19 protein-coding genes, 2 tRNA genes and 8 pseudogenes are annotated in these 22484 nt (G+C 68.4%); 9 read left to right on the top strand and 20 right to left on the bottom strand.

Annotated features, from left to right (window positions below; all coding sequences use genetic code 11):
• Window positions 1-21: 21 nt before the first annotated feature.
• A pseudogene (locus ACFQJD_RS11410) lies at window positions 22-773 on the bottom strand (MBL fold metallo-hydrolase).
• Window positions 774-951: 178 nt separating this feature from the next.
• Between ACFQJD_RS11410 and ACFQJD_RS11405 the strand changes: the two are divergent.
• On the top strand, window positions 952-1194 hold the full coding sequence (locus ACFQJD_RS11405) for a hypothetical protein (protein ID WP_379798322.1): 243 nt from the start codon (window positions 952-954) through the stop codon (window positions 1192-1194).
• Window positions 1195-1238: 44 nt separating this feature from the next.
• Window positions 1239-3963 (top strand): annotated as a pseudogene (locus tag ACFQJD_RS11400) (ATP-dependent helicase).
• 1 nt (window position 3964) lies between these two features.
• Here ACFQJD_RS11400 and ACFQJD_RS11395 read toward each other — a convergent pair.
• From ACFQJD_RS11395 to ACFQJD_RS11380, 4 genes are all read right to left on the bottom strand, one after another.
• Window positions 3965-5182, bottom strand: a complete 1218-nt coding sequence (locus ACFQJD_RS11395; protein ID WP_379800500.1) for a lactate racemase domain-containing protein — start codon at window positions 5180-5182, stop codon at window positions 3965-3967.
• A gap of 51 nt (window positions 5183-5233) precedes the next feature.
• Window positions 5234-7891: an AAA domain-containing protein gene (locus ACFQJD_RS11390; protein ID WP_379798320.1), complete on the bottom strand. Its 2658-nt coding sequence runs from the start codon at window positions 7889-7891 to the stop codon at window positions 5234-5236.
• Between the two features lie 62 nt (window positions 7892-7953).
• On the bottom strand, window positions 7954-8676 hold the full coding sequence (locus tag ACFQJD_RS11385; RefSeq protein WP_379798317.1) for a hypothetical protein: 723 nt from the start codon (window positions 8674-8676) through the stop codon (window positions 7954-7956).
• Window positions 8673-9215: a hypothetical protein gene (locus tag ACFQJD_RS11380; protein WP_379798315.1), complete on the bottom strand. Its 543-nt coding sequence runs from the start codon at window positions 9213-9215 to the stop codon at window positions 8673-8675. Before ACFQJD_RS11380 ends, ACFQJD_RS11385 begins: the two co-directional genes overlap by 4 nt.
• 107 nt (window positions 9216-9322) lie before the next feature.
• Here ACFQJD_RS11380 and ACFQJD_RS11375 point away from each other — a divergent pair.
• The 3 genes and pseudogenes from ACFQJD_RS11375 (at window position 9323) to ACFQJD_RS11365 (ending at window position 10502) form a co-directional block, all read left to right on the top strand.
• A pseudogene (locus ACFQJD_RS11375) lies at window positions 9323-9873 on the top strand (hypothetical protein).
• Between the two features lie 31 nt (window positions 9874-9904).
• A pseudogene (locus ACFQJD_RS11370) lies at window positions 9905-10281 on the top strand (nuclear transport factor 2 family protein).
• On the top strand, window positions 10281-10502 hold the full coding sequence (locus tag ACFQJD_RS11365; RefSeq protein ID WP_379798313.1) for a hypothetical protein: 222 nt from the start codon (window positions 10281-10283) through the stop codon (window positions 10500-10502). Before ACFQJD_RS11370 ends, ACFQJD_RS11365 begins: the two are co-directional and overlap by 1 nt.
• Window position 10503: 1 nt before the next feature.
• On the opposite strand, the pseudogene ACFQJD_RS11360 reads toward ACFQJD_RS11365, so the two are convergent.
• Window positions 10504-11465 (bottom strand): annotated as a pseudogene (locus ACFQJD_RS11360) (zinc-dependent metalloprotease).
• 77 nt (window positions 11466-11542) lie between these two features.
• Here ACFQJD_RS11360 and ACFQJD_RS11355 point away from each other — a divergent pair.
• A complete protein-coding gene (locus tag ACFQJD_RS11355) occupies window positions 11543-12367 on the top strand; it encodes a VOC family protein (RefSeq protein WP_379798310.1) in 825 nt (274 codons plus the stop codon).
• Between the two features lie 31 nt (window positions 12368-12398).
• Here the strand turns inward: ACFQJD_RS11355 and rpsB are convergent, their stop codons facing one another.
• The 14 genes and pseudogenes from rpsB to moaA all read right to left on the bottom strand — a co-directional run bounded on the left by rpsB (window position 12399) and on the right by moaA (window position 19770).
• Window positions 12399-13190, bottom strand: a complete 792-nt coding sequence (gene rpsB, locus ACFQJD_RS11350; RefSeq protein ID WP_379798308.1) for a 30S ribosomal protein S2 — start codon at window positions 13188-13190, stop codon at window positions 12399-12401.
• Window positions 13187-14389: pseudogene (eno, locus tag ACFQJD_RS11345) on the bottom strand (phosphopyruvate hydratase). The gene rpsB and the pseudogene eno overlap by 4 nt, the downstream one beginning before the upstream one ends.
• A complete protein-coding gene (locus ACFQJD_RS11340; protein ID WP_379798306.1) occupies window positions 14386-14568 on the bottom strand; it encodes a DNA-directed RNA polymerase subunit K in 183 nt (60 codons plus the stop codon). The pseudogene eno and the gene ACFQJD_RS11340 overlap by 4 nt, the downstream one beginning before the upstream one ends.
• On the bottom strand, window positions 14565-14756 hold the full coding sequence (locus ACFQJD_RS11335; protein WP_379798304.1) for a DNA-directed RNA polymerase subunit N: 192 nt from the start codon (window positions 14754-14756) through the stop codon (window positions 14565-14567). The genes ACFQJD_RS11340 and ACFQJD_RS11335 overlap by 4 nt, the downstream gene beginning before the upstream one ends.
• 12 nt (window positions 14757-14768) lie before the next feature.
• On the bottom strand, window positions 14769-15167 hold the full coding sequence (locus ACFQJD_RS11330; protein WP_379798300.1) for a 30S ribosomal protein S9: 399 nt from the start codon (window positions 15165-15167) through the stop codon (window positions 14769-14771).
• Complete coding sequence (locus ACFQJD_RS11325) at window positions 15161-15598, bottom strand: 50S ribosomal protein L13 (RefSeq protein ID WP_379798298.1); 438 nt, start codon at window positions 15596-15598, stop codon at window positions 15161-15163. The genes ACFQJD_RS11330 and ACFQJD_RS11325 overlap by 7 nt, the downstream gene beginning before the upstream one ends.
• Window positions 15595-15945, bottom strand: coding sequence for a 50S ribosomal protein L18e (locus tag ACFQJD_RS11320; protein ID WP_379798296.1), 351 nt, complete (start codon window positions 15943-15945; stop codon window positions 15595-15597). The genes ACFQJD_RS11325 and ACFQJD_RS11320 overlap by 4 nt, the downstream gene beginning before the upstream one ends.
• Window positions 15946-16019: 74 nt before the next feature.
• Window positions 16020-16104 (bottom strand) — tRNA-Leu (locus ACFQJD_RS11315).
• Between the two features lie 167 nt (window positions 16105-16271).
• A pseudogene (locus ACFQJD_RS11310) lies at window positions 16272-17020 on the bottom strand (DNA-directed RNA polymerase subunit D).
• 2 nt (window positions 17021-17022) lie between these two features.
• Window positions 17023-17412, bottom strand: a complete 390-nt coding sequence (locus ACFQJD_RS11305) for a 30S ribosomal protein S11 (RefSeq protein ID WP_379798294.1) — start codon at window positions 17410-17412, stop codon at window positions 17023-17025.
• A complete protein-coding gene (locus ACFQJD_RS11300) occupies window positions 17409-17936 on the bottom strand; it encodes a 30S ribosomal protein S4 (protein WP_379798292.1) in 528 nt (175 codons plus the stop codon). The genes ACFQJD_RS11305 and ACFQJD_RS11300 overlap by 4 nt, the downstream gene beginning before the upstream one ends.
• Window positions 17933-18451, bottom strand: a complete 519-nt coding sequence (locus tag ACFQJD_RS11295; RefSeq protein ID WP_379798290.1) for a 30S ribosomal protein S13 — start codon at window positions 18449-18451, stop codon at window positions 17933-17935. Before ACFQJD_RS11295 ends, ACFQJD_RS11300 begins: the two co-directional genes overlap by 4 nt.
• An 18-nt stretch (window positions 18452-18469) precedes the next feature.
• Window positions 18470-18553, bottom strand: a tRNA-Ser gene (locus tag ACFQJD_RS11290).
• Window positions 18554-18792: 239 nt separating this feature from the next.
• On the bottom strand, window positions 18793-19770 hold the full coding sequence (gene moaA, locus ACFQJD_RS11285) for a GTP 3',8-cyclase MoaA (protein WP_379798288.1): 978 nt from the start codon (window positions 19768-19770) through the stop codon (window positions 18793-18795).
• Between the two features lie 153 nt (window positions 19771-19923).
• Between moaA and ACFQJD_RS11280 the strand changes: the two genes are divergently transcribed.
• The 3 genes and pseudogenes from ACFQJD_RS11280 to ACFQJD_RS11270 all read left to right on the top strand — a co-directional run bounded on the left by ACFQJD_RS11280 (window position 19924) and on the right by ACFQJD_RS11270 (window position 22455).
• A complete protein-coding gene (locus tag ACFQJD_RS11280; RefSeq protein WP_379798285.1) occupies window positions 19924-20967 on the top strand; it encodes an Mrp/NBP35 family ATP-binding protein in 1044 nt (347 codons plus the stop codon).
• Window positions 20968-21044: 77 nt separating this feature from the next.
• Window positions 21045-21641 (top strand): uracil-DNA glycosylase, encoded by a 597-nt coding sequence (locus ACFQJD_RS11275; protein ID WP_379800498.1) that lies wholly within the window; start codon window positions 21045-21047, stop codon window positions 21639-21641.
• Between the two features lie 64 nt (window positions 21642-21705).
• Window positions 21706-22455 (top strand): annotated as a pseudogene (locus tag ACFQJD_RS11270) (hypothetical protein).
• Window positions 22456-22484: the final 29 nt, after the last annotated feature.

The following is a 22484-nucleotide window of genomic DNA, read 5'->3' as shown; positions in this document are numbered from 1 at the left end:
TCGTCGCCGAGGGTGTCCGGGCTATTCAGCCCCGTCGATTTCGAACCGGAGGCCGTCGCGCGCGAACCGCACGTCGCCGTCGAACTGGCGTTCGATCGCGTCGAGCATCTCCCGGTGTGCCCCCTCGGTGTGGGGGTAGAGATGCGTCAGGTAGACCCGACCGACGTCACACCCCGCGAGCGCCTCGCCGAGCTGCGTCGCCGTCGGGTGGTTGGAGACGTCTACCTCGTCGGGGAACGAGCAGTCGTGGGCCAGCACCGCCGACCCGTCCGCGAAGTTCGTCAGGCCGTCGAACGCCTCGCTATCACCGCTGAAGGTGAAGTCCCCGTGGGCGGACTCGAAGCGGTAGGCCAGACAGTCGACGGAGTGACGCGTCTCGTAGGCCGACACGTCGAAGCCCGCCACCTCGAACGCGCGCGCCCCGACTTCGCGGACGCGCAGGTCGACCCGGCCGTCGAGGTAGTCGTGGACGTCCAACAGGCCGTCGAGGAGCGCCTTCGTCCCCGACGGGCCGACGACTTCGAGGTGGTCCTCGCCCGCCAGCCACCGCGCTTTCAGGAGGGGAGGAGGTCGGCGACGTGGTCCAGGTGGTGGTGTGTGAGCAGTACGGACGACGCCGCCTCGTAGCCCGGATCGGTCTGTGACAGTCGGTGCAGGACACCCGCACCGCAGTCGACCAGCAGCGTCCGCCCGTCGGCTTCGAGCAGGACTCCGGTCTGAACGCGCTCGGCCGTCGGCATCGCGCTCCCCGTCCCCAGAAACGTCACGCGCATACGTCACCTCGGGGTGCGGGCGAGGAAATGGCTTCGGGTCGCCTGTGCGTCCGGCCGCAGGGGGAGCGGCTACCTGGCCGGCCCTCGAACCCCCGGACATGAGACGGCGACGGAGCGTGCGGTCTCTCCTCCTGTTGACGGTGCCGACGTTCGGGTTCACGCTCCTCGACAACCACGGATGGCGGCGTGGGAGAACGAGCTACGGACGCCCCCAACTCGCTGGAGGTGGTGTTGCGACCGTTCACGACGACGGGGTACGGCGAGGACGCGCCGTCGGCGACGCCACCGATCCGGCCCCCTCGAACGCGACGGTGAGTGGATCACGGACGTCGTCCCCGACGTCGAGTTCCGAGCCGACGACCGACTGCTCGTCGCCGGCACCGACGACAGCCTCGCCGCGTCCGACCGCGAGTTCGCCTGACGGCGGCACAACGCACTTCCCCTTCCGGCACCGACGATCACCTCATGACCGGACGCGGCGTCGACGCGCTTCGGAACGCGGACGTGGAGTTCGACCCCGAGGCCCAACCTATCGCCGACGCCGAGGTCCTCCACTCGCTCCAGCCCGCCGTCCGCGAGTGGTGGGTCGAGCAGTTCGGCGCGTACGTCCCCGAGAACGGCGGCTTCTTCACGCCGCCCCAGCGCGAGGCCATCCCGCTCGTCCGCGACGGGCGGAACGCCCTCGTCTGTGCGCCGACGGGGAGCGGCAAGACGCTCGCTTCCTTCACCGCCGTCGTCGACGACCTGTTCCGGCGGGAGCGAGCGGACGGCCTGGAGAACTCGGTCTACTGTCTCTACCTCTCGCCGCTGAAGTCGCTCGCCAACGACGTCCACCGGAACCTGGAGACGCCACTGGAAGCCGTCGCCGCCCGCCTCGACGAACCCACCGCCGTCCGCCACGCCATCCGCCACGGCGACACCGACGACGCCGCCCGACAGCGGATGCTCGGGGAGACGCCGCACATCCTCAACACGACGCCCGAGACGCTCGCCATCCTGCTCGACTCGCCGAAGTTTCGCGAGAAACTCCGCACCGTCGAGTACGTCGTCGTCGACGAGATACACAGCCTCGCGGCGGACAAGCGCGGCACGCACCTGTCCGTCTCGCTCGAACGACTCGAAGCGCTCGCCGACGGGTCGCCCACGCGTATCGGCTGTTCGGCCACCGTCGAACCGCTCTCGACGATGGCTGACTTCCTCGTCGGCCGCGAGACGCCCGGCGGCGACGCCCGCGACTGCGAGGTCGTCGACGCGCGGTCCGTCCGCGACTTCGACCTCCGGTTGGAGTGTCCGGCCGCCGATCTGATCGGGACCCCCGTGAAGACGTGCAGCGGCGCTTCTACGACCGCCTCGACGGACTCGTCCGCTCGCACGAGAACACGCTCGTGTTCACCAACTCCCGATCCGGCGCGGAGCGCGTCCTGCAGGCCCTCCGCGAGCGATTCGACTACGACGAGAGCGACTCCGCCTGCCACCACGGCAGCCTCTCGAAGTCGCGCCGACAGGACGTCGAGGAGCGCCTCAAGGCGGGAACGCTCGACGTGGTGACCACCTCGACGAGCCTCGAACTCGGCGTCGACATGCCCCACGTCGACCTGGTCGTGCAGGTGGGGTCGCCGAAGTCGGTGGCGTCGCTCCTCCAGCGCGTGGGTCGGGCGGGCCACCGCGTCGGCCGCACCGTCCAGGGGCGCGTGTTCGCTCTCGACGCCGACGAACTCGTCGAGTGTGCGGTGATGCTCCGGAGAGCGGCTGAAGGGTTCGTCGACCGGGTGTTCGTCCCCGAGAACGCGATGGACGTCGCCGCCCAACACGTCTACGGCATGGCCATCGAGGGGCCGCGGTCCGAAGCCGAAATCCGGGGCGTCGTCCGGCGGGCCTACCCCTACCGCGATTTCACCGACGCCGACTTCGAATCGCTGTTTCGCTACCTCACCGCCAACTACGACGGACTGGAAGCGAACAACGTCTACCCGAAGGTGTGGCGGGACGAAAACGACCCGCCGGACGGCGACCACCACTACCCCGACTTCGACGTGGGCGAACCCCTCGTCGGCAAGCGCGGCCGCCTCGCGCGCGTCATCTACATGACGAACGTCGGAACCATCCCCGATTCGTTCACCTGCGACGTGTTCGTCCGCGGGGAAGACGAGTGGGTCGGCGAACTCGACGAGGCGTATCTCGACACCTTGGACCCCGGCGACGTGTTCGCCCTCGGCGGCGACCGCTTCGCCTTTCGCTACCGCCGCGGATCGAACGTCTACGCCGACCGGACCGACGCCCGGCCGACGGTGCCGTCGTGGTTCTCCGAACGCCTCCCGCTCTCGTACGACCTGGGTCGCGAGATACTCGCCTTCCAGCGCGACCTGCTCGCCCGCCTCGACGCCGGCGGGCGGCCGGCGGTCCGCGACTGGCTTCGGGGTTCCCACTCGACGAGAACGCCGTCCGCGCCGTCGCCCGCACGTACGACCAGCAGGTGGCCTTCGCCGGCCCCGAGAGCGTCAGCACGCCCGACCGCATCGCGATCGAGGTCGAACGCGACCGGGACGCCTACCGCCGGCGATACTACGTTCACACCGTCTACGGCCGGCGGTTCAACGACGGCTTCTCGCGGCTCCTCGCGTACCACTGCGCCGGGCGGTCGAACGCCGACGTCCAGGTGGCCGTCGCGGACGAGGGGTTCGTCCTCTCGATGCCGTTGAATCGAAAGGTGGATCTCGCGGGCGTGATTCGCGGCCTCGATCCGACGGCCGCGCGCGAGGACCTGCGGGGCGCACTCGACGGGACGGACCTCCTCAAGCGCTACTTCCGCATCGACGCCACGCGCGCGCTGATGGTGCTCAAACGCTACAAGGGAACGGAGAAATCCGCCGCGAAACAGCAGGTGCAAAGCGAGATGCTCCTCTCGCTGGCGCAGGGACTCGACGACTTCGCCGTCCTCGAAGAGACCTACCGCGAGATCCTGGCGGACGAACTCCACGTCGCCCGTCTCGAAGACGTCCTCTCGGCCGTCCGGACGGGGGACATCGACGTGGTTTCGCGGACCGTCGAGACGCCGTCGCCGCGGGCGTTCGGCCTGGCGACGCTGGCCGACAGCGACGCGGTGCTGGCCGACAGCGAACAGGAACTGCTGTGTGACCTCCGCGAACGGGTAGCAGAGGCCGTCGACAAGGGCGAACGGGTCGAGGACTGACCTACTCGGGAGACACGACCAGCGTGTTCAACGCGTCCGGGACGACGAGCACGTCGCTGCCGGGGACGACGGCGTCGGCGACGGTCGGCGCGGCGTGCATCAGACACTCCTCGACCACCTCGGGATAGTCGCTGTTCGTGACGTAGACGTCGGCCATCCGGAGTGTGCGCGCGACGACGAACGCCCGTTGTGCGCCGGGTTCGTATCCTTCGCGCATCTCCTCGTAGAGCGTTTCGGCGTCCGTTGCCGTCCGCAGTCGCTCGTAGAACCGCCGTTCGCCCGTCCCCTCGCCCGCGCCTTCGGCCAGCGTCGCGGGCAGGACGATGCGGCCGCCCGCCTTCACAGGGTTCCTGTCGCCGAGTGCGAGATACGTCGCGGCGCGGGTCGTCTGGTAGAGGTTGGCGTCTTTCGGCGCGCCGACGCCCGCGACGACGGCGTCGTACTCCCGGTCGACCGGGACCGAGAGCGCTTCGCGAGCGACGGCGGTGAGGTCGGCCACCACGTCGCGCGGGCGGCCGGCGGCCGCGCCGAGGACGCCCTCGGGGCCCTTGGTGACGTTGAGACAGAAGTCGAGGCCGACCACGTCGCCCGCGCGGTCGATCGTCTCGCGGAAGGGGTTGCCGTCGATGCGACCGAGGCGGACGCCGGACCGCGACAGCATCTCCGGGCCGTGGGTGTAGCGGATCATCGACTCGCTCCCCGCGCCGATGACGACGGTCTTCGCGCCGCCCGAAAAGCCCGCGTACTGGTGCGGTTCGACCATGCCCGTCGAGAGCAGGAGGTCCGCCTCGGCGACGGCGGGGTGGGCGTCCACGTCGTGGCCGTCCACCTCGCCCATCGTCACCGTCGCCTCGGGGTCGTGATTCACCGCAAGGTCGGCGTAGTCGCCGAGGCCCTCGCGGATCTCGGCCTCCGTCATCGGGCGGTGGAGACCGAGGCCGATGACTATCCGGATGTTCTCGCGGGGGACCGGCAGGTGGTCGACGAGGACGTCCACCAACACGTCGTCCGGCGTCGCCCGCGTCACGTCGGTGACGACGACAGTCACCTCGTCGTCGGGGTCGGCGAGCGACTCGAGGTCGGGGCCGTGCGGATCGGCCATGGCGTCGACGGCGGCGGTCCGCGGGTCGACGGCCGTCCTCCCCGGCCGTTCGAGCACCGTCACGTCGCAGTCGGGGAGCGCTACCGCGACGGAACCGGTGCCCAGCGGCAGGTCCACTTCGTCCATACCGTCGGATCGTGGGACGACGCCTCAAACCTGTCGGTCGACTCACCGGCGCGCCCAGTCGAGCATCCGGGCGTAGAAGGAGTCCGACTGGAGCGCCCCGGCGTCGCCGACGAGGACGAGCGCTTTCTTGGCCCGCGTGAGGGCGACGTTCACCCGGCGGGTGTCCTCGAAGATCGGGCTCTCCAGGTCGCCGGTGGCGACGAACGAGACGACGACCACCTCCTCGCTGGACCCCTGGAAGCGGTCGACCGTGTCGACGGTCACGTCGACCCGGCGGGCGATCTCGGCCACCTGCGCGCGGAAGGGGGCGATGACGCCGACGTCGTCGGGGTCGACGCCGGCCGAAACGAACGAGTCGACGGTTTCGGCCACCCGGTCGGCCTCGACGGGGTTGGTGTTGCCCTCGCGGCGGCCGTCCGGGTCGACGAAGCTCACCGAATCGCGGAGTTCCGGCGGTAGAGCGCCGGAATCGACGCCGGGCAGGTCGGAGAGTCGCTGGGCCGCCACCTCGCCGGTGGCCGGGCGGAGTGCGCCGTCGTAGAACTCCGCCGAGGAGAAGGCCTGAATCCGCTGGGCCATGCGGTACTGCCGGTCGAGCATCACGGACGCCTCGGGGTGGGCGTCGTGGAGGCGTTCGAACAGGGAGCGCGAGAGCGTCTCGTCGCCCGACTGGACGACCGGCGGGAGTTGCTGGTGGTCGCCGACGAGGACGAACCGGTCGGCGAGGTTCACTGCCAGCAACGACCCGGGTTCGGTGAGTTGCGACGCCTCGTCGACGACGGCGACGTCGAACGACGCTTCTTTCAGCGTTCGAGAGCCGCAGGCGGCCGTCGTCGCGGCGACGACGGGCGCGTCCCGGAGTTCGGCCGCCCGGTCGTTCGGGTCGCCGCTCTTTTCCAGGCGGACGTCCTGCATGTCCGCCCGGACGCCCGTCACGGTGCCGATCCGGACGACATCCTCGAACCCCTGGTCCCGGAGGGCTTCGAGGGCGTTGTCGACGGCGCGGTTGGTAAAGGCCGACAGGAGCACTCGCTCGCCGCGGTCGACCAGCGCGCGCACGAGGCGGGCGATGGTGTAGGTCTTGCCCGTCCCCGGCGGGCCGTGGACGAGGGAGAAATCCTCGGCGTCGACGGCGCGGGCGACGGCCTCGTTCTGCGCGTCGTTGTTGTCGACGTAGATGGGATGGTCAGCGTCCCCGAACGTCGGCTCTCTGCGTCCGAACAGGACGTCCTTCCGATCCGGGTCGCCTTTCAGGACGGCGTCGTGGAGCGCCGTCAGCATCCGGTCGACGGAGAGTTCCGAGGGGTAGACGTCGAGGCGGCGGGGTTCGACGGGTTCGTCCGCGGTGACCACGACCTCCTCGCCCAACTGCTGAATGCGGACGATTTCGGCGTGGCCGGTGACCGGATCACCGTCGCTCGCCATCGCGACGTCGCCCTCGCGGAGTTTCGAGACGGCGTCGCCGGGTTTCCGGGCGCGGAGTTCCCACCGCCCGCCGTCGAGTTCGCGCCGGTCGACGGGTTCGAGATCCAGGAGCGCCCGGTCGGCGTCGGCGCGCTCCTCGGCCGACTGCTCCCAGAGTTTGCGGTACTCGTCGTGGACCGCCCGGCGTTCGCGTTCGATGGCGCGGTAGGTCCGGTCGAAATAGTCGCGTTCCTCCTCGGGAACGGCCGTCCCGATCTGTCCCGCCTTCGACTCTTGGTCGAGGCGACCGGAGACGACCATGCAGGCGTCCTGTTCGAAGCAGTATTCGCATTTGGCGTCCGCCTCGTATCCCGTCGGCACCGACGCGTCGAACTCCATCGCGGCGATTTCGTTGCGCGTGCGGACGACGAACTCCAGTAGCCCGTCACCGACGGAGAAATCCTTCGCCGGGGAGAGGTCGCCCGTCTCCTCGCTCCGGTCGAGGGTCTTGTTTTTCGTGTAGAGGAGCGTCCCCGTGTCGGCGGGGACGCCCCGTTCGTCGAGCATCAACGCGTAGGCCGCCGCCTGGATCTTGTCCTGGAACCGCGGGTCGCGTTTCGTGTTCTTGCCCGTCTTGAGTTCGACCGGCGTCCCGCGGCGGAGGGCGTCCGCCCGGCCCTTGATGCCGAAGGTGGGCGAGATGAGCGTCTGCTCCGAGCGCCAACTGTCCTCGTCGGTGAGCGTCCCCTGCGAGAGCCACCCCTCGATCGCGGCGGCGTTCCGCCGCACCTCGTTTTCGACTTCGTCCGCTTCGTAGCCGAGCAACCCGAGTTCCAGCGCCGACCCGGAGACGCGTTCCTCGACGGCGTCCTCTAGGTCCCGGCCGCGGAGCAGGTCGCCGAACACCTCGTGGACGATGGTCCCTTTGACGACGGGGTAAGCGAGGGGAACGCCCGAGAGTTTGTTCAGGTAGTACATCCGGGGACACTGCACCCACGAGCGGACGTCCGTCACGTCGACGAGGAAGTCGGGTTCGAGCACGACGTGGGAGTCGCCGCTCGTCGCGTACCCCGACTCGCCGTCGAACGTCGTCTCCTCGACGTCGGTGACGAGCAGTTCCATCCCCGGTTCGGCGTGGTCGGCCGTGTGTGTCCACTTCCCCCAGAGCGTCACCGTCGTCGCGTCGTCGGCCCCGCGGTCCGGTCGGATCACGATTTCGACGAGTTCGCGGTCGCCGTAGCGCGTACTGACCGTCTTCGGGTCGCGGACTTCGAGTATCGGACCCCGAACGTTCACGCTACCGCCTCGTCGTCCGCGGCGAAAAACGCTGTCGGTCGGGTCACTACGTGTCGATCAGGTCACTCCTCGTCGTGACGGAGGTCGCGCAACCGTTCGACGGCGTCGTCGGCGTCCGATATCGACGTCGTCTTCTGGCCGACTGGCTCGGCCGCCTCCGTCTCAGCGGATTCGTCGCCCGCCGAGTCGTAGACGTCGCCCGCGTCGTCTGCGGGAGCGATCTCCGAGGAGTGACAGAGCGGGCAGTGATCGTCCGGCGTCTCCACGCCGGTTCCACAGACCGTACACCGATAGGCGTAGTCGGTCGGGGACGGTTCGGCGTCGTCGGCCGCTGTGCCGTCGGTTGCTGTACCATCGGTCACCGAGTCGTCAGTCGTCGCCGCGTCATCGGTCTCCGATCCCGCCGCCGCGTCCGTAGCGCCGTCCCCGTCCGCCGTCGCCTGGTCCGCGACCGTCGTCTCCTCGGCCGGCACTCGCACCGTCTGCGGACCGCCTTCGAGTTCGAACGGCGAGTCCGCCGCGCCGTCGGCGTCGTCGGCGCTCGGGGTCTCCCGTCTGACCGTCTCGGTCGTCGGCGTCGCCTCCGCGTTCGCTATCGCTTTCTCCAGCGCCTCCGCGGTCACCTCCGCCGTCGATTCCGGCGTTTCATCACCTGCCGACGTCGATTCCGGCGTCGCACCGCCTGTCGTCGATTTCGCCGTTTCTCCGTCCGGTTCGTCGTCCGACTCCCCCGCCCCGAACAGCGATCCGATCCACGCGCGGACGCGGCCCAGCGGTCCAGTCATCGGTAGTGTTCGAAGAGGAGGGCCTTCACGTCGTCTTTGGTTCGGACGTGTTCGGTGGACCCGTCGGGGAGTTCGACCGCGTAGCGTTCGTCGGCGGCCGACGACTCCTCCCACTTGTCGTCGTGGGTGTTCAGGAGACTCAACATCGCGTCGAGCATCGAGTCGTCGCCGGCGGCGCTCTCGCTCGCCGTTTCGGTCTCCGTCCCCGTCGACGTGATCGCATCGTCGGCCGACGCGGACGGTTCGGCGGTCGCGGCGTCGTCCGCCTCGGGGTCGTCGACGACGCGCGCGACGGCTTCGCCGCCTTCGTCCGCTTTGCCGCCCTCGTCCGTTTCGTCGGCCGTCGACGCCGCGGCCGTCGCCTCGTCGTCCCCTGCACCGGCGTCCGAGGCGTCGTCCCCGTCGTGCTGGTCGAGGAGATACTCGACGGCGTCTTTCGGGCGGACGTGCCCGTACTTGCCGACGACGTCCCGGGCGAGGTCCTCCTGGAGGGCGCGGAGTCGGTCACGCTGCTCCGGCGTAATCTCGATTTCGGGCATCCCTGTCCGATGGATTCGACCCCGCGAATATGAATGTGGGCGTCGCGGCCACGTCGCCGCAGACGGTGACCGTTAGACTCACTTCGATCGACGTCCAACGGCCGCGTATGCGGATCCGAGACTGGCAGGACATCCTCGAAGACGTGACGGAGCGCGATTCCGACCGCGACGGCTGGCGCGCCGTCGCCGGACAGCGACGGGACGGCGTCGGCGAGGACCTCTACCTGGGCCATCCGTCGGTCGGCCTCTACCAGCTCAAGACGTACGCGAAAAACCCCTACGAGGTCCGCGGCGTCGGCGCGCGGGTCGCCCGAAAGATCGACGACAGCATCGATCCGTTGCTCCCAGACGTCGACCACGAGGGGCGGTTCGCGGTCCAGACGCCCCCGAGGACGAGGACGACGCCGAGGAGGCGGCCAGACGCCTCGAAGAGACGGTTCGCGTCCACGCCGAGACGCCGACGACGCCCGACGACTTCTTCGCGGACGTGATGGACGCCCTCGACAGCCCGGCGTTCGGGCCGATGGCGTTCGAGTTCGCCGACCGACCCGACGAACTCGACGACCTCGTCGAGGAGTTCGACGAGGCCGAACGGCTGCTGACCGAGGAACTCGACGCCCTCGTCGAGGAGGACGACGTGGGACGCGGTTTCTACTGAATTTATTATCGGCGGGCGTCTCCTCGCCTCCATGAGCGCCGAAGCGACCGTTCGAGACTACTACGAGGCACTCCGTCGGGGGAACCGCTCTACCCCTACTTCGCGGAGCGCCCCGACGTCGTGAAATACGGCGTCGGCGAACGACTCGTGGGCTACGACGAGATCGCCGAGGGTCTGCGCGACCAGACCCGAACGACGACGGACTGGCGCGTCGAGAGTTCGACCCTCCGCGTGACCGAACGCGACGCGTTCGCTTGGTTCTCGGATGCGGTGTCCATGCGCTGGACGGACGTCGAGACGGACCGCGAGCGCGACTTCGAGACGCGGTGGAGCGGGACGCTCGAACGGCGCGGCGACGACGAGTGGCAGTTCGTGGGGCTGCACGTCAGCACCCCCGTCGAAGGGTGATGGTCGGCCCGAGTCTCACCGACGACGAGCGACGCGTCGCCAACCTCCGTCTGCGAGTCGTCTTCGTCCTCCTCGTCGGCGTCTCGGCGGGCCTCGTCGCGTTCGGCGGCGGGGCGACGGCGGTCCAGGCCGGCGGTGCCGCTCTCGCCGGCCTCGTCGTCGGCGGCGTGTTGCTCTGGTTCCTCGTCCGAACGGGTCGACAGATTCGCGCGCCCCGCTAGCTCACGCCGACACCCGCGCCAGCCACCGCTCCGGCGCGTCGAGTTCCGCGTCGGTCGGGAGGTTCTCCGGCTGCTCCCAGACGGCGCTCGCGGCGGCGAGGCCGCGTTCGTCGGCGACGTGCCGGAAGAAGGCCGCGCCGCGTTCGTACTGCCGGCGCTTCAGACCCAATCCCAGCAGTCGTCGGACGAGCCGCGCGAGCGGCCCCCGCCCTGCCTGCGCGCGTCGAGTTTCTCCCGCAGATCGCGGTACTCCTCGTCGAACGCGCGGTCCATCAGCAGTTCGGCGTACCCCTCGACGGCGGTCATGGCCGCGTCGAGTTCTTCGAACGCCTCTCGATCCAGGCCGCCCGTCGCGAGGGCCTCGACGCCGCGTTTCATCCGGGATTCGATATAGCCGGAGAGCCACGGGGCCGCGCCGAACTCCGCGGCGTGGGCGACTTCGTGGAAGGCGATCCACCGCCGGAAGCGAGGGAGCGCGACGCCGAGGCTGTCGGCGACGCGGACGATGTTCGGGTGGACGAAATAGAGGCTGTGTTCGTCGGCGTCGTCGCCGTCGGCCAGCAAGAGGGGGTCGTACTGTCCGAGGACGTGCCGACCGAGGAAGGCGAGGAGAAACGCCATCGATCCGGTGTTGATAACGCGCGCCGCCTCGGGGAACGCCGACTCCCCGTGTCGTTCGATGGGGCGCATGACGCGTTCGAACGTCGTCACGTTCGTCTCGATCCAGTGGTGGCGGTTCTGGATCTCGACGACGCGGGGCAGGTCGAATCGGACGTCTCCGACCGTCTGGAGGCGTTCGCGGGCGTCGCGGACGTCGGACGCGTACGCGTCCCGGTCGGCGGCCGACAGGTCGAGCGTTCCCGGTCGGGTGCTCGCTTTGGCCGCCTCGGCGACGGCGTCCCAGCCGACGGTCCCGTCGCCAGACGCGTCCGTCACCGCCCGGACGCTCCGAAACAGATTCATGGGGTACTGTCGGACGCGGCGGGACAAAACGCTTCGGCCACACCAGTGTTTTGTCCCCCGGGCGCGACGGCCGTGGCATGGGTTCACCCACCATCGATCACGTCGCGTTCGCGTGGGACGACTTGGACGACGTCCGCACGGCCGCAGAGGACGTCGGGTTACCGACGGACTACGGCGGGGAGCACGGCCATCGGCCCGCGCACAATGCGCTCACCGGCTTTCCCGACGGGTCGTATCTCGAACTCCTCGCGCCGACGCCGGGAACGGACCCGCGGGACGCGGGCTACTGGAAACAGCATTTCGCCGACCGGGCCGGGCCGTGTGCGTGGTGCGTCGAGGCGGACGACGTCGCCGACGCGGCGAAGGCGGCCATCGACGCTGGCTTCCGCGTAGACGGCCCGCGCTACGCCCAGCGCGACCGGCCCGACGGAGCGAAAGTCGAGTGGGACGTCGCCTTCCAGGACGGCACCGCTGGTCCCCTCCCGTTCGCCATAACCGACCGAACGCCTCGCTCGTATCGCATCGAACCGACCGATGGAACGGACGTCCTCACGGGCGTCTCCGAAGTGGTCCTCCTCGTCGACGACGTCGAGTCGGCCGCCTCGACGTTCGGCCGCCGGTATCGGTTCCCGACGCCCGTCGCCGTCGAGACGCCGTTCGAAGGGGCGGCTGCGACGGTGCCCGGCCAACCCGTGACGTTCGTCGCTCCCGACGGCGGCGACCTCGCTGACCGACTCGACGCCGTCGGTGCCGGGCCGTGTGCCTACCTGCTCGGGACGCCCGACTTCGACCGGGCGGCGACGGCGCTGTCGCTCACCGACCCCGAGACGTGGGGCGACGGCCGAGTCGCGTGGCTGGACGCGGGGCCGTTCCGGGGAACGCTCGGCGTCTACTGCGACTGATCGCGGGAGAAATCGAAACGAAACGACCCGACTAAATCTCGGCCTCGAAGTCTTCGAGGGCGTAGGCGGGTTCCGCGCCGCGGCGGTCGAGCGTCTCGTTGGCGAGCAGCCAGTAGACGACCGACAGGGCGCGTCGACCCTTGTTGTTCGTCGGGATGACGAGGTCGACGTTGCTGACCTGGTTGTTCGAGTCGCACATGGCGATGACGGGGATGCCGACCGTGATGGCCTCCTTGACCGCCTGCGAGTCGCCGATGGGGTCGGTCACGACGACCACGTCGGGTTCGATGTAGCCGGCGTAGTCGGGGTTCGTGAGCGTCCCCGGGATGAATCGCCCAGTGCGGGCGCGCGCGCCGATGGCGTCGGCGAACTTCTCGGCCGGATAGCGGCCGTACTGCCGGGAGGAGGTCACGAGGACCTGCTCGGGCGAGTAGTTCGCGAGGAAGTCGGCGGCGACGCGGATGCGCTTGTCCGTCTGGCTCACGTCGAGGACGTAGAGGCCGTCGTCGCGGACGCGGTGGATGAACCGCTCCATGTCTTCGGTCTTCTGCTGGGTCCCGATGTGGACCCCGGCGGCCAGGTAATCCTCGACGGGGATGAGGAGGTCGGCCTCCTCGTCGGGCATGACGTCCTCGTCGAAGGGCGTCGCTGCCTCCTCTGGCGCTTCTTCTGGTTCGGCCTCGGCGGCCTCGGTGGCCTCCTCGGCGACTGTTTCCGGCTGTTCGGCCTCGGCTTCGGGTTCGGCGTCCGGTTCGGCCTCGGTGGCCTCCTCGGCGTCGACACCCTCGTCCGCGGCTTCGAGTTCGTTATCGTTTTCCGTCATACTGCGTCCTCCGCGATGCGGATGAGTTCGTTGAGTTTGGCAGTTCGCTCGCCGCCGACCGCCCCCGTCTTGATGAACGGGGCGTCGGTCGCCACGGCGAGGTGTGCGATGGTCGCGTCTTCGGTTTCGCCCGAGCGGTGGGAGACGACCGCGTCGTAGCCGTTTCGGGACGCCAACTCGACCGCGTCGAACGCGTCCGAGAGCGTGCCGATCTGGTTCGGTTTGACGAGGATGGCGTTTGCCGCCCCCGCGTCGAGTCCGCGCTGGAGACGCTCCGTGTTCGTCACGAACAGATCGTCGCCGCAGACGACCGTCCGGTCGCCGACGCGGTCGGTCAGGTCGGCGTAGCCGTCGAAGTCGTTCTCGTCGAGGGTCCTCGACGTACGCCAGGTCGTGGTCGTCGACCAGCGTGGCCATATACTCGACCTGTTCGTCCGGCGTCCGTTCCTCGTCCGCGTAGCGGTAGACGCCGTCGTCGGCGTCGTAGAGTTCGGCGGCCGCGACGTCGAGACCGAGACGGATTTCGAAGCCGACGTCGGCTTCGACTTCGTCGGCGGCCTCGGCCATCAGTTCGAACGCGGTAGCGTCGTCGATGGGGGTGCCCACGCACCCTCGTCGCCTTTGTTCGCGGCCGTGCCGCGTTCGTCGAGCAGGTCACCGACCGCCTCGTGGACGGCGGCGTTGGCGAAGACGGCCTCCGACACGTTCGGCGCGCCGACGGGGACGGCGTGGAACTCCTGGATGTCGGTGGCGTCTTTCGCGTGTTCCCCGCCGCCGATGACGTTCCCCAGCGGAACGGGGAAGTTCTCGCCCCGGAACGCCCCGCCGAGATGCTGATACAGCGGTGCGCCGAGGACGTCGGCACCGGCCTTCGCGGCGGCCATCGAGATGGCGACGGCGCTGTTCGCGCCGAGTTTCGAGAAGTCGTCGGTGCCGTCGGCTCCGCGGAGCGCCTCGTCGACCTCGCGCTGATTGCCCGCGTGTACCTCGTCGACGAGACGGGGGACGGCGAGGCGTCGCGCGGCGGCGATGGCCTCGCTCGGCGGGAGTTCGATGGCCTCGTACTCGCCGGTCGAGGCACCGCTTGGCGCGGCCGCCCGCCCGAAGCCGCCGGATTCGGTCAGCACGTCGGCCTCGACGGTCGCGTTCCCACGGGAATCGAGGATGCGACGCAACGAGACGGACGCGATGCGCGTCATTTCTCCTCCCGGTTCACCGTAAAGGGCAACACGCCGGCGTCGTACTCCTCGGCGGCGATGAGGATCGGTTTGGTCTGCTCCGTCTCCACCAGCACCGGTGCGCCGTACGACACCTGCAGCGCTCGCGCCCCGAGGATGCGCGCCTTCTCGTACCGGTTGTAGCGTTGTTTCGTCGTCATTGGTACGGGGAGACCACGTCGACCAGGTCCTTATGCGAGACGAGCATCCGCCGACAGCAGTGTCTGTCGACGCCCAGGTCGTCGAGGACCTCGGCGGGGTCTTCGCCCTCCGCGGAACGGGCCTTGAATTCCTCCCAGTGTTCTCCGACGACGTTGCCGCACGTGAAACACCGGACCGGTATCATCATGGTCTGCTCACCTCAGCGGTAGGATTTCTGGTAACGGGCCCGCGCACCGGGACCGCCCCACTTTTTCGGTTCGGACTGCCGGACGTCGTTGACCAGCAGCGACCGGTCGAACTCCATGAACGCGTCGCGGAGTTCGGCGTCGTTGAGATGCTGCACCAGTCCGCGGGAGATGGCCGTCCGGACGGCGTCGGCCTGACCGCTGAACCCGCCGCCGTTGACGGTGACGTCGATGTCGACCTCCGAGCGGAGGTCCTCACCGGCGATGCGGAAGGGTTCGAGCATCTTCAGGCGCGCCGTCTCCGGCTCGACCAGCTCCACGGGTCGGGAGTTGATTCGCACGCGACCCTCGCCGTCGCGAACCGTCGCGCGGGCGATGGCCGTCTTCTTCTTGCCGCTCGTGTTCGTTACCATGTGACGTTAGCACCCAGATTCTCGGAGACGTCTCCGAGGGAGACGAACTTGATGTTCGACAGGCGGTCCAGCGACGTGCCTTCGAGCACCTCCCCGTCTTCGTCGAACGGGTTGCCGACGTAGACGCGGATGTTCTCGAACGCCTCGCGGCCGCGCTGTTTCTTGTGTGGGACCATCCCGCGAATCGCGCGCTTGAAGATGCGGTCCGGACGCTTGGGGTAGTAGGGTCCGCGGTCCGAGCCGAGCTCCGCGCGCTTGCGGTAGGTCGACATCGTCGCTTCCTCGTTGCCCGTGATGACCGCCGCCTCGGCGTTCACGACAGCGACGCGTTCGCCGTCGAGTGCGCGCTGGGCCACCTCGCTGGCGACCCGGCCCATGATGCAGTCGCGCGCATCGACGACCACGTCGGCGTCGAATTCGGCGAGATTCATCGGATCACCCGGACGTTCGATCCGTCGGGATTCTGTTCGGCTAGCTGTTCGAGGCCCACGGTGTCACCGACCTGTTCGATCTTCTTCCGGGCCGTCGTGGAGAAATCCACGGCGGCGACGGTGACGTTCTTCTGGAGCACACCGCTCCCCAGCACCTTGCCGGGGACGACCACGGTTTCGTCTTCCCGGGCGTATCGTTCGATACGCCCGAGGTTGACTTCCGCGTGTGTGCGCCGGGGCTTTTCGAGGCGGTCCGCGACGTCCTGCCAGACGCCGGACCCGGACTCGCGGGAGACCGCCTTCAACTCGGCGATGAGACTCTGTAGTCTCGGGTTCGTCTTACTCATAATCTACCTCCTGTAACGGGAAAAATCGACGCGTGGCGACCAGCGGTCGCTCGCCGTCGAGAATCGAAGAGAAGTGCAGGGAGCAGGATTTGAACCTGCGGACTCCTACGAGACAGCGCCCTGAACGCTGCGCCGTTGGCCAGACTTGGCTATCCCTGCACGCATATCGCAGTATCCCGCCCCCACTCAAACCACTTTCGGTCCGCCCGTCCGGCTGGCGGCGCGCGGCGTCACCTCGAATCCGGCGGCGCGCGGCACCGTCCCAGCGGCGACTGGCGTCGCTCTCGGGACGAGCGGACGACCGGTTGGTGGGGGCGGATATCATCTTACACTGCGACCTTCTCTTCCAGTTCTGCCGCGCGGTCACCGATGGAGTCGGCGGCGCGCAGGACCAGTTCCTCTGCGGTGACCGACCCGTCCGTCTCCACGTGGAAGACGAACGCGCCGGGCACGTCGTGTACCTCGACCTCTTTGCCGGGGTAGCGTTCCGTGAGGTCGTTGTCGAACTCGTCGGTCAAGACGAGTTCGTCGTCCTCCGTCTCGATGACCCCGCGGAGGATGTTCGACTCCTGTTCGTCGAACTCGCCGGCGTCGCCGACGACGTCGACTCGCTGGAGATGCCGGTAGCCGACGGCCACGCCGCCCTGGTGTTTGGCGTGTTCGCGGCCGCGGTCGAGCACCGCGTCCGCTTCGAGTTCGAGCCGCTGTCCCTCTTTCAACTCGATGATGGGGATGTTCTCGTCGGCGGGCTGGACCAGGTCGTCGGACGATCGAAGATCGCCCGAGTAGGCGGTCGCGGGCCCCTCGACGTCGAGCGCCAGCGTGGCCGTCTCGCCCGTCTCGTAGTCGTCGAGCGGCGTCGTCAGGGCACCAGCCCCAGCCGGAGGCCGATCATCTCGTCGAACATCACCGACGAGTTCTCGACGAACCGGACGGTGTCGATGGACATCGTCGGCACGTCGGCGATCATCGCCCGGCGGATGCCGTTCGCGAACGCGGGCGTCAGCCCGCGGACGACGAACCGGGCGTTCCTGTCGTCGCGTTCGATGAACTCGACCTCGAAGTCGGATGCCATGGTTATAGTCGGCTGTTCTTCGGCGCTCTGGTGCCGTCGTGCGGGATGGGCGTGACGTCCTCGATGCGGCCGATTTCGAGGCCGGCGCGAGCCAGCGCTCGGATCGTCGCCTGTGCGCCCGGTCCCGGGCTCTTGTTCTGGTTGCCGCCCGGGCCGCGCACGCGAACGTGGACGCCCTCGACGCCGGCGGCCAGCACTTCTTCGGCCACCTTCTCGGCCATCTGCATCGCGGCGTACGGCGACGCCTCGTCGCGGTTCTGTTTCACGACCGCACCGCCGCTCGATTTGGCGATCGTCTCCGCGCCCGTCTGGTCGGTGACCGTGATGAGCGTGTTGTTGAACGACGCGTGGACGTGGGCGATGCCCCACTTGCCGCCTTCGGCTTCACTCATTGTTGACCCTCCGCGCGTTCGGGGTGGAGTTCGTCCGCCAGCGGACTGGTCTCGTCGAAGGCGACGGAGTCTTCCTCGTCGACTCCGACCTTCCGCGACGGCGTCTGGACGCGCGCACCGTCGACGGTGACGTGACCGTGGGTGATGAACTGCCGCGCTTGCTGTGGCGTGTGTGCGAGGCCCTGTCGGTAGGCGACGGTCTGGAGACGACGCTCCAGGATGTCCGTCACTTCGAGCGACAGCACGGTGCTGATGTCGTCGCTCTCCGAGAGGATGCCGAGCCGGCGCAGGCGAGCGATGAAGTCCGCGCCCGCTCGCTGGGCGATTTCGACGTCGCCCTGGGCGTCGCCGAGGAGGCGTCGGGCCTCGCGGCGAATCGAACGCAGTTCCGACTGGGCGCGCCAGAGTTCCTCCTTGTTCTTGAGGCCGTAGCGGCCGAGGAGGTCCGCCTCCTGGGCGATGCGCTCACCCTGATAGGGGTGATTCGGTGTCTCGTAGAATTTGGTGTTCTTTCCGGTCGTCATTCTTCTTCAGCAGCCTCCTCGGCGGCCTGCTCTTTGATGGCCTCGACGTTGACGCCGATGGTGCCTTCGGAGCGACCGGTGGATTTGGTCCGCTGACCGCGCACCTTCTGGCCGCGCTTGTGGCGCACGCCCTTGTAGGAGCTGATCATCTTCATCCGGTTGATGTCCTGCTGGCGCGTCTGGCTGAGGTCGTTGCCGGTGATGTGGTCCGTCTCGCCCGAGAAGAAATCGTCTCGGCGGTTGACGAGCCACTCCGGCACTTCGTCGGCGTACTCCTCGACGGCCGCGACGACGCGTTCGATTTCGTCGTCCTCGAGGCGGCCGAACGTGGCCTTCCGGTTGACCTCGGCCGCTTCGGCGATGATTCTCGCCGTGCGCTGACCGATACCGTTCATGTCTGTCAGGCTTCGCTCTACGCTCTTCGTCCCATCGAGGTCCGTCTGCTCGATGCGGACGAAATACCGGAGGTCTTCGTCCTCCTCCGTAGAGCCGTCCTGTGGTTCTTCTGCACTCATGGATAGTGTATGTGCGAGCGTTGCGGCGGGGATTCGAACCCCGGGGGCTTACGCCACTGAGTTAGCAACCCAGCGCCTTGGGCCAGGCTTGGCTACCGCAACACCGTGTTCGTATCGTCGCCCTCTCGGACTCGGGACGTTCGCCCCTACAGCGTATTGCAACAGAATCAACTCGGGTTGGCTACTTAAACATCACGAAAGCGCCGACGGGTGCAACACCGCCTCACACCGGGTCGTGAGACCGGTTAGCCGTCCGATGCCCGCTGCGACGGCGTCGGCGGCGGTGGCGCCTCTTTGCGTTCGTCGCGCGGTGCCGGCGCGCACGACGAGTGACCGCCGCTTCAGGCCCCGATGTACTCCTCGTTTATCTCCCACTCGCCGTCGCCGTTCTCGACCATGTACTCGCCGTAGTAGGGGACGCGATTCGCGACCGTCTCGCGGAACGTCTCGCGTATCTCCTCGCGCGTCATCTCGCCCATCGACCGCAGGTCGTCGTTGCGGTTGAGACAGCCCTTGAGGTAACCCTCGTGGGTGACGCGCACCCGGTGGCAGTTCGCACAGAACGTCGGGTTCTCCACGGGGTCGACGATCTCGACCATCCCGTCCTCGCCGCTCTCGGACCCGCCCACCCAGTAGCGCTTCCGGTCGTGCATCTCCCGGTGTTCCACCCGATCGGCGATGTCTTCGAGCCAGTCGTGGACCCGCCCGATGTCGATGTTCCACTCGGGCTTGCCCGTCAGCTCGGGCATGTACTCGATGAGCTGCAACTGGAGGCCGTCGTTCTCGGCGACGTGGTCGACCATCCCCTCGACGTAGCCGGCGGTGTGTTCGAAGACGACCATGTTGAGCTTCACCGGTGCGAGCCCGGCGTCGAGGGCCGCCTCTACGCCCTCCATCACGCGGTCGTACGCCCCGGCTTTCGTGATCTCGGCGAACGCCTCCCGGTCGAGAGCGTCCTGTGAGACGTTCACCCGCTCGAGGCCGGCCGCTTTCAGATCCGCCGCACGACCCGGCAGGTAGGTGCCGTTGGTCGTCATCGACACCTCCATCGAGTCGGGCGTCCGGCGGATGATCTCCTCTAAGTCGTCCCGGAGCATCGGCTCGCCGCCGGTGAACTTCACGCTGTCGACGTCGAACTCCTCGGCGACCTCGAGAAAGCGGACGACGTCGTCCGTACTCATCTCGTCGTCCTGTGGCTCCATCGGACCGCGCGTGTCGCCGAGCCCCTCGTTGTGGCAGTAGACGCAGTCGAAGTTACACCGGTCGGTGAGAGAGACACGAACACCGGTTACCTCTCGACCGAAGTCGTCCGCTAACATCGTAGATGAGTCTACGTGCCGCGACGCATAAATCGGCAGGCCGATTCGAGCGCGACGTAACCGGACGTGGTTACGCGCCGGCGTCGCCGTCGGTGATTCCGCCGCCGGCGGCCGGGACAAAACCCTTATCCGCCGCTCTCCCGGAGTGATCCCATGGACGAAGCCGAGGTTCGCAGCCTTCTCGGGGAGATCTCGGATCCCGCACTCGGCGACGACATCGTCTCGCTCGGACTCGTCAACGCCGTCGAGGTGGACGGGGACGTCGCCCGCGTCTCGCTGGCCCTCGGTGCGCCCTACGCGCCGGACGAGACGGCGATCGCAGACCGGGTTCGCGAGACGCTCGCCGCCGAAGGCCTGGAGGTAGAGCTGTCCGCAAGCGTCCCCTCGTCGCTCTCGCGGGACGAACAGGTGTTGCCCGACGTGAAAAACATCGTCGCCGTCGCCTCGGGGAAAGGCGGCGTCGGCAAATCCACCGTCGCCGTCAACCTCGCGGCCGGCCTCTCGAAACTCGGCGCGCGCGTCGGCCTGTTCGACGCCGACGTCTACGGGCCGAACGTGCCGCGGATGCTCGACGCCGACGACCACCCGCGCGCCACCGAGGACGAGACCATCGTCCCGCCGGAGCAGTACGGCATGAAACTCATCAGCATGGCGTTCATGGTCGGCGAGGACGACCCGGTCATCTGGCGCGGACCCATGGTCCACAAGGTGCTCACGCAACTCGTCGAGGACGTCGCGTGGGGGTCGCTCGACTACATGGTCGTCGACCTACCGCCGGGCACCGGCGACACGCAGTTGACGCTCCTCCAGACGCTGCCGATCACCGGGGCGGTCGTCGTCACGACGCCCCAGCAGGTGGCGCTCGACGACGCCAACAAGGGGCTCCGAATGTTCGGCAAACACGACACCAACGTCCTCGGCATCGTCGAGAACATGAGCACGTTCGTCTGTCCCGACTGCGGGAACGACCACGACATCTTCGGCTCCGGCGGCGGCGCGGCCTTCGCCGAGCAGAACGACCTGCCCTTCCTGGGGAACATCCCTCTCGACCCCGCGGTCCGGACCGGCGGCGACGAGGGGAAACCCATCGTCCTCGACGACGACTCGGACACCGCCGACGCCTTCCGCGTCCTGACCGAGAACGTCGCAAACAACGTCGGCGTCGTCAACCGCCGCCGCGCACGACGGCGTTCCTGAACGCCACCGCTTTTGTATCGTCAGGACTAGCCACGTCTGTGGACCCGAATCAGGACCGCCTCGACAACCCGTTCGGCATGGACGAAGACTGCGCCAACTGTCCGGCGCTCCGTGACTCCCGGTCGACGGTCGTCCACGGCTACGGCGACGTGACCGCCGAGTTCCTGTTCGTCGGCGAGCGACCGGGGACGGGTGCCGACCGGACCGGCGTCCCCTTCACCGGCGACGAGGCGGGCGAGCGCTTCCAGCGCGTCCTCTCGGAACTCGGCTTCTCGGTGTCGCCGCCGGCGGCCGACGAACCCGAACTCCGGAACGCCTACCTGACGTATCTCGCCCGGTGTCACCACCCCGACCGCGCCCCGACCGACGAGGAGGTCGGCAACTGCGAACCCTACCTCACCGCCGACGTGCGGATGATAAACCCCGAGATCATCGTCCCGATCGGACAGCGGCCGCTCGAAGAGCTGGCCTTCGAGTACACCACGCGCGACCCGTCGTCGTTCGACGTTCGCGAGGAACACGCGACGACCATCCGCGGGCGCGGGTTCGAGTTGATTCCCATGGTCGCGCTCGACGACCAGACGGACGCACAGACGGCGGCGTTCGTCGATCACGTTTCCGAGTCGGTGTTCGGACGGGATTACCGCCAGACGAAGGGCCGCCGGAGTCGATGAGCGCCGCCCGTCGCACGCGAGTCGACACCGGCGACTTCAAGGGCCGCGACGGCGACACGCGGATATGACCGTCGTCGCCGTTCTCGCCGACCCCCGCGCGAGGGACTCGTCCTGCCGGCCCTCGCCGAGACGAGTCCGCTCACGGAGTCCGAGGCCGCGGAGTGTTACGCCGCGATGCTCAAAGACGTCCTCGTCGCCGTCGAGCGCTCGGGCGGGGATCTCCTCGTGAACTACCGGCCGGACGACCTGCTCCCCGAGGAGTACGTCACCGACACCAGCGCCGAGGCGGAACTGCGCGCGCTCGCCGCGTCCGCGCTCGACGACGTCTCCGAGGCGCGATTCGAACCACAGGTCGGTTCGACGTTCTCCGCCCGCGCCGGCAACACCGTGACCCACCTCCTCCGCGAGGAGGGGTGACGTCGGCGGCCGCCGTCCGGGGAACGCGCCGTTTCTCGCGCGGACCATCGTCGACAGCGCGGCGATGAAACTGCGACGCTCCCCCGTCGTCCTCGGGCCGTCGACGGACGGCCGGGTCTACTACGCGGCCTTCACCGAGCCGGTGGACTTCGAGAACGCCTACCACGACCCGGCCGTCGAGACGCTGACCGACCGCGGACGCGACGCCGGCCACGAGGTGGATTACATTCCCATGACGCCGGTCGTCGAACGCGGCGAAGACCTGTTGACCGCGCTCCCGTTCCTCTCTGCGCGACTCGCCGCCGAACGCATCGTCCCCGCGTACACCGCGGCGTTCGTCGACGAACTCGGTCTCCACGTCGTCGGCGACGAGCGCCGGGTGGCGAGAGCGGACTGACCCCGTCGGAGATTCGCTAACCGACACGC

Source organism: Haloplanus sp. GCM10025708 (assembly GCF_042663985.1).
In the GTDB taxonomy this organism is placed as follows: domain Archaea; phylum Halobacteriota; class Halobacteria; order Halobacteriales; family Haloferacaceae; genus Salinirarus; species Salinirarus marinus.
The sequence above is the reverse complement of the archived record's forward strand: the minus strand, read 5'-3'. Positions and strand labels throughout refer to the sequence as shown.

Excerpts from the sequence above, each read along its gene's own strand:
- ACFQJD_RS11275 (WP_379800498.1), top strand. The coding sequence starts at position 21,045 with ATGGACGAAGACTGCGCCAACTGTCCGGCGCTCCGTGACTCCCGGTCG.
- ACFQJD_RS11320 (WP_379798296.1), bottom strand. The coding sequence starts at position 15,945 with ATGAGTAAGACGAACCCGAGACTACAGAGTCTCATCGCCGAGTTGAAG.
- ACFQJD_RS11300 (WP_379798292.1), bottom strand. The coding sequence starts at position 17,936 with ATGACGACCGGAAAGAACACCAAATTCTACGAGACACCGAATCACCCC.
- ACFQJD_RS11305 (WP_379798294.1), bottom strand. The coding sequence starts at position 17,412 with ATGAGTGAAGCCGAAGGCGGCAAGTGGGGCATCGCCCACGTCCACGCG.
- ACFQJD_RS11365 (WP_379798313.1), top strand. The coding sequence starts at position 10,281 with ATGGTCGGCCCGAGTCTCACCGACGACGAGCGACGCGTCGCCAACCTC.
- ACFQJD_RS11380 (WP_379798315.1), bottom strand. The coding sequence starts at position 9,215 with ATGCCCGAAATCGAGATTACGCCGGAGCAGCGTGACCGACTCCGCGCC.
- rpsB (WP_379798308.1), bottom strand. The coding sequence starts at position 13,190 with ATGACGGAAAACGATAACGAACTCGAAGCCGCGGACGAGGGTGTCGAC.
- ACFQJD_RS11325 (WP_379798298.1), bottom strand. The coding sequence starts at position 15,598 with ATGAATCTCGCCGAATTCGACGCCGACGTGGTCGTCGATGCGCGCGAC.
- moaA (WP_379798288.1), bottom strand. The coding sequence starts at position 19,770 with ATGTTAGCGGACGACTTCGGTCGAGAGGTAACCGGTGTTCGTGTCTCT.
- ACFQJD_RS11335 (WP_379798304.1), bottom strand. The coding sequence starts at position 14,756 with ATGATGATACCGGTCCGGTGTTTCACGTGCGGCAACGTCGTCGGAGAA.
- ACFQJD_RS11280 (WP_379798285.1), top strand. The coding sequence starts at position 19,924 with ATGGACGAAGCCGAGGTTCGCAGCCTTCTCGGGGAGATCTCGGATCCC.
- ACFQJD_RS11355 (WP_379798310.1), top strand. The coding sequence starts at position 11,543 with ATGGGTTCACCCACCATCGATCACGTCGCGTTCGCGTGGGACGACTTG.
- ACFQJD_RS11295 (WP_379798290.1), bottom strand. The coding sequence starts at position 18,451 with ATGAGTGCAGAAGAACCACAGGACGGCTCTACGGAGGAGGACGAAGAC.
- ACFQJD_RS11385 (WP_379798317.1), bottom strand. The coding sequence starts at position 8,676 with ATGACTGGACCGCTGGGCCGCGTCCGCGCGTGGATCGGATCGCTGTTC.
- ACFQJD_RS11340 (WP_379798306.1), bottom strand. The coding sequence starts at position 14,568 with ATGACGACGAAACAACGCTACAACCGGTACGAGAAGGCGCGCATCCTC.
- ACFQJD_RS11330 (WP_379798300.1), bottom strand. The coding sequence starts at position 15,167 with ATGGTAACGAACACGAGCGGCAAGAAGAAGACGGCCATCGCCCGCGCG.
- ACFQJD_RS11405 (WP_379798322.1), top strand. The coding sequence starts at position 952 with ATGGCGGCGTGGGAGAACGAGCTACGGACGCCCCCAACTCGCTGGAGG.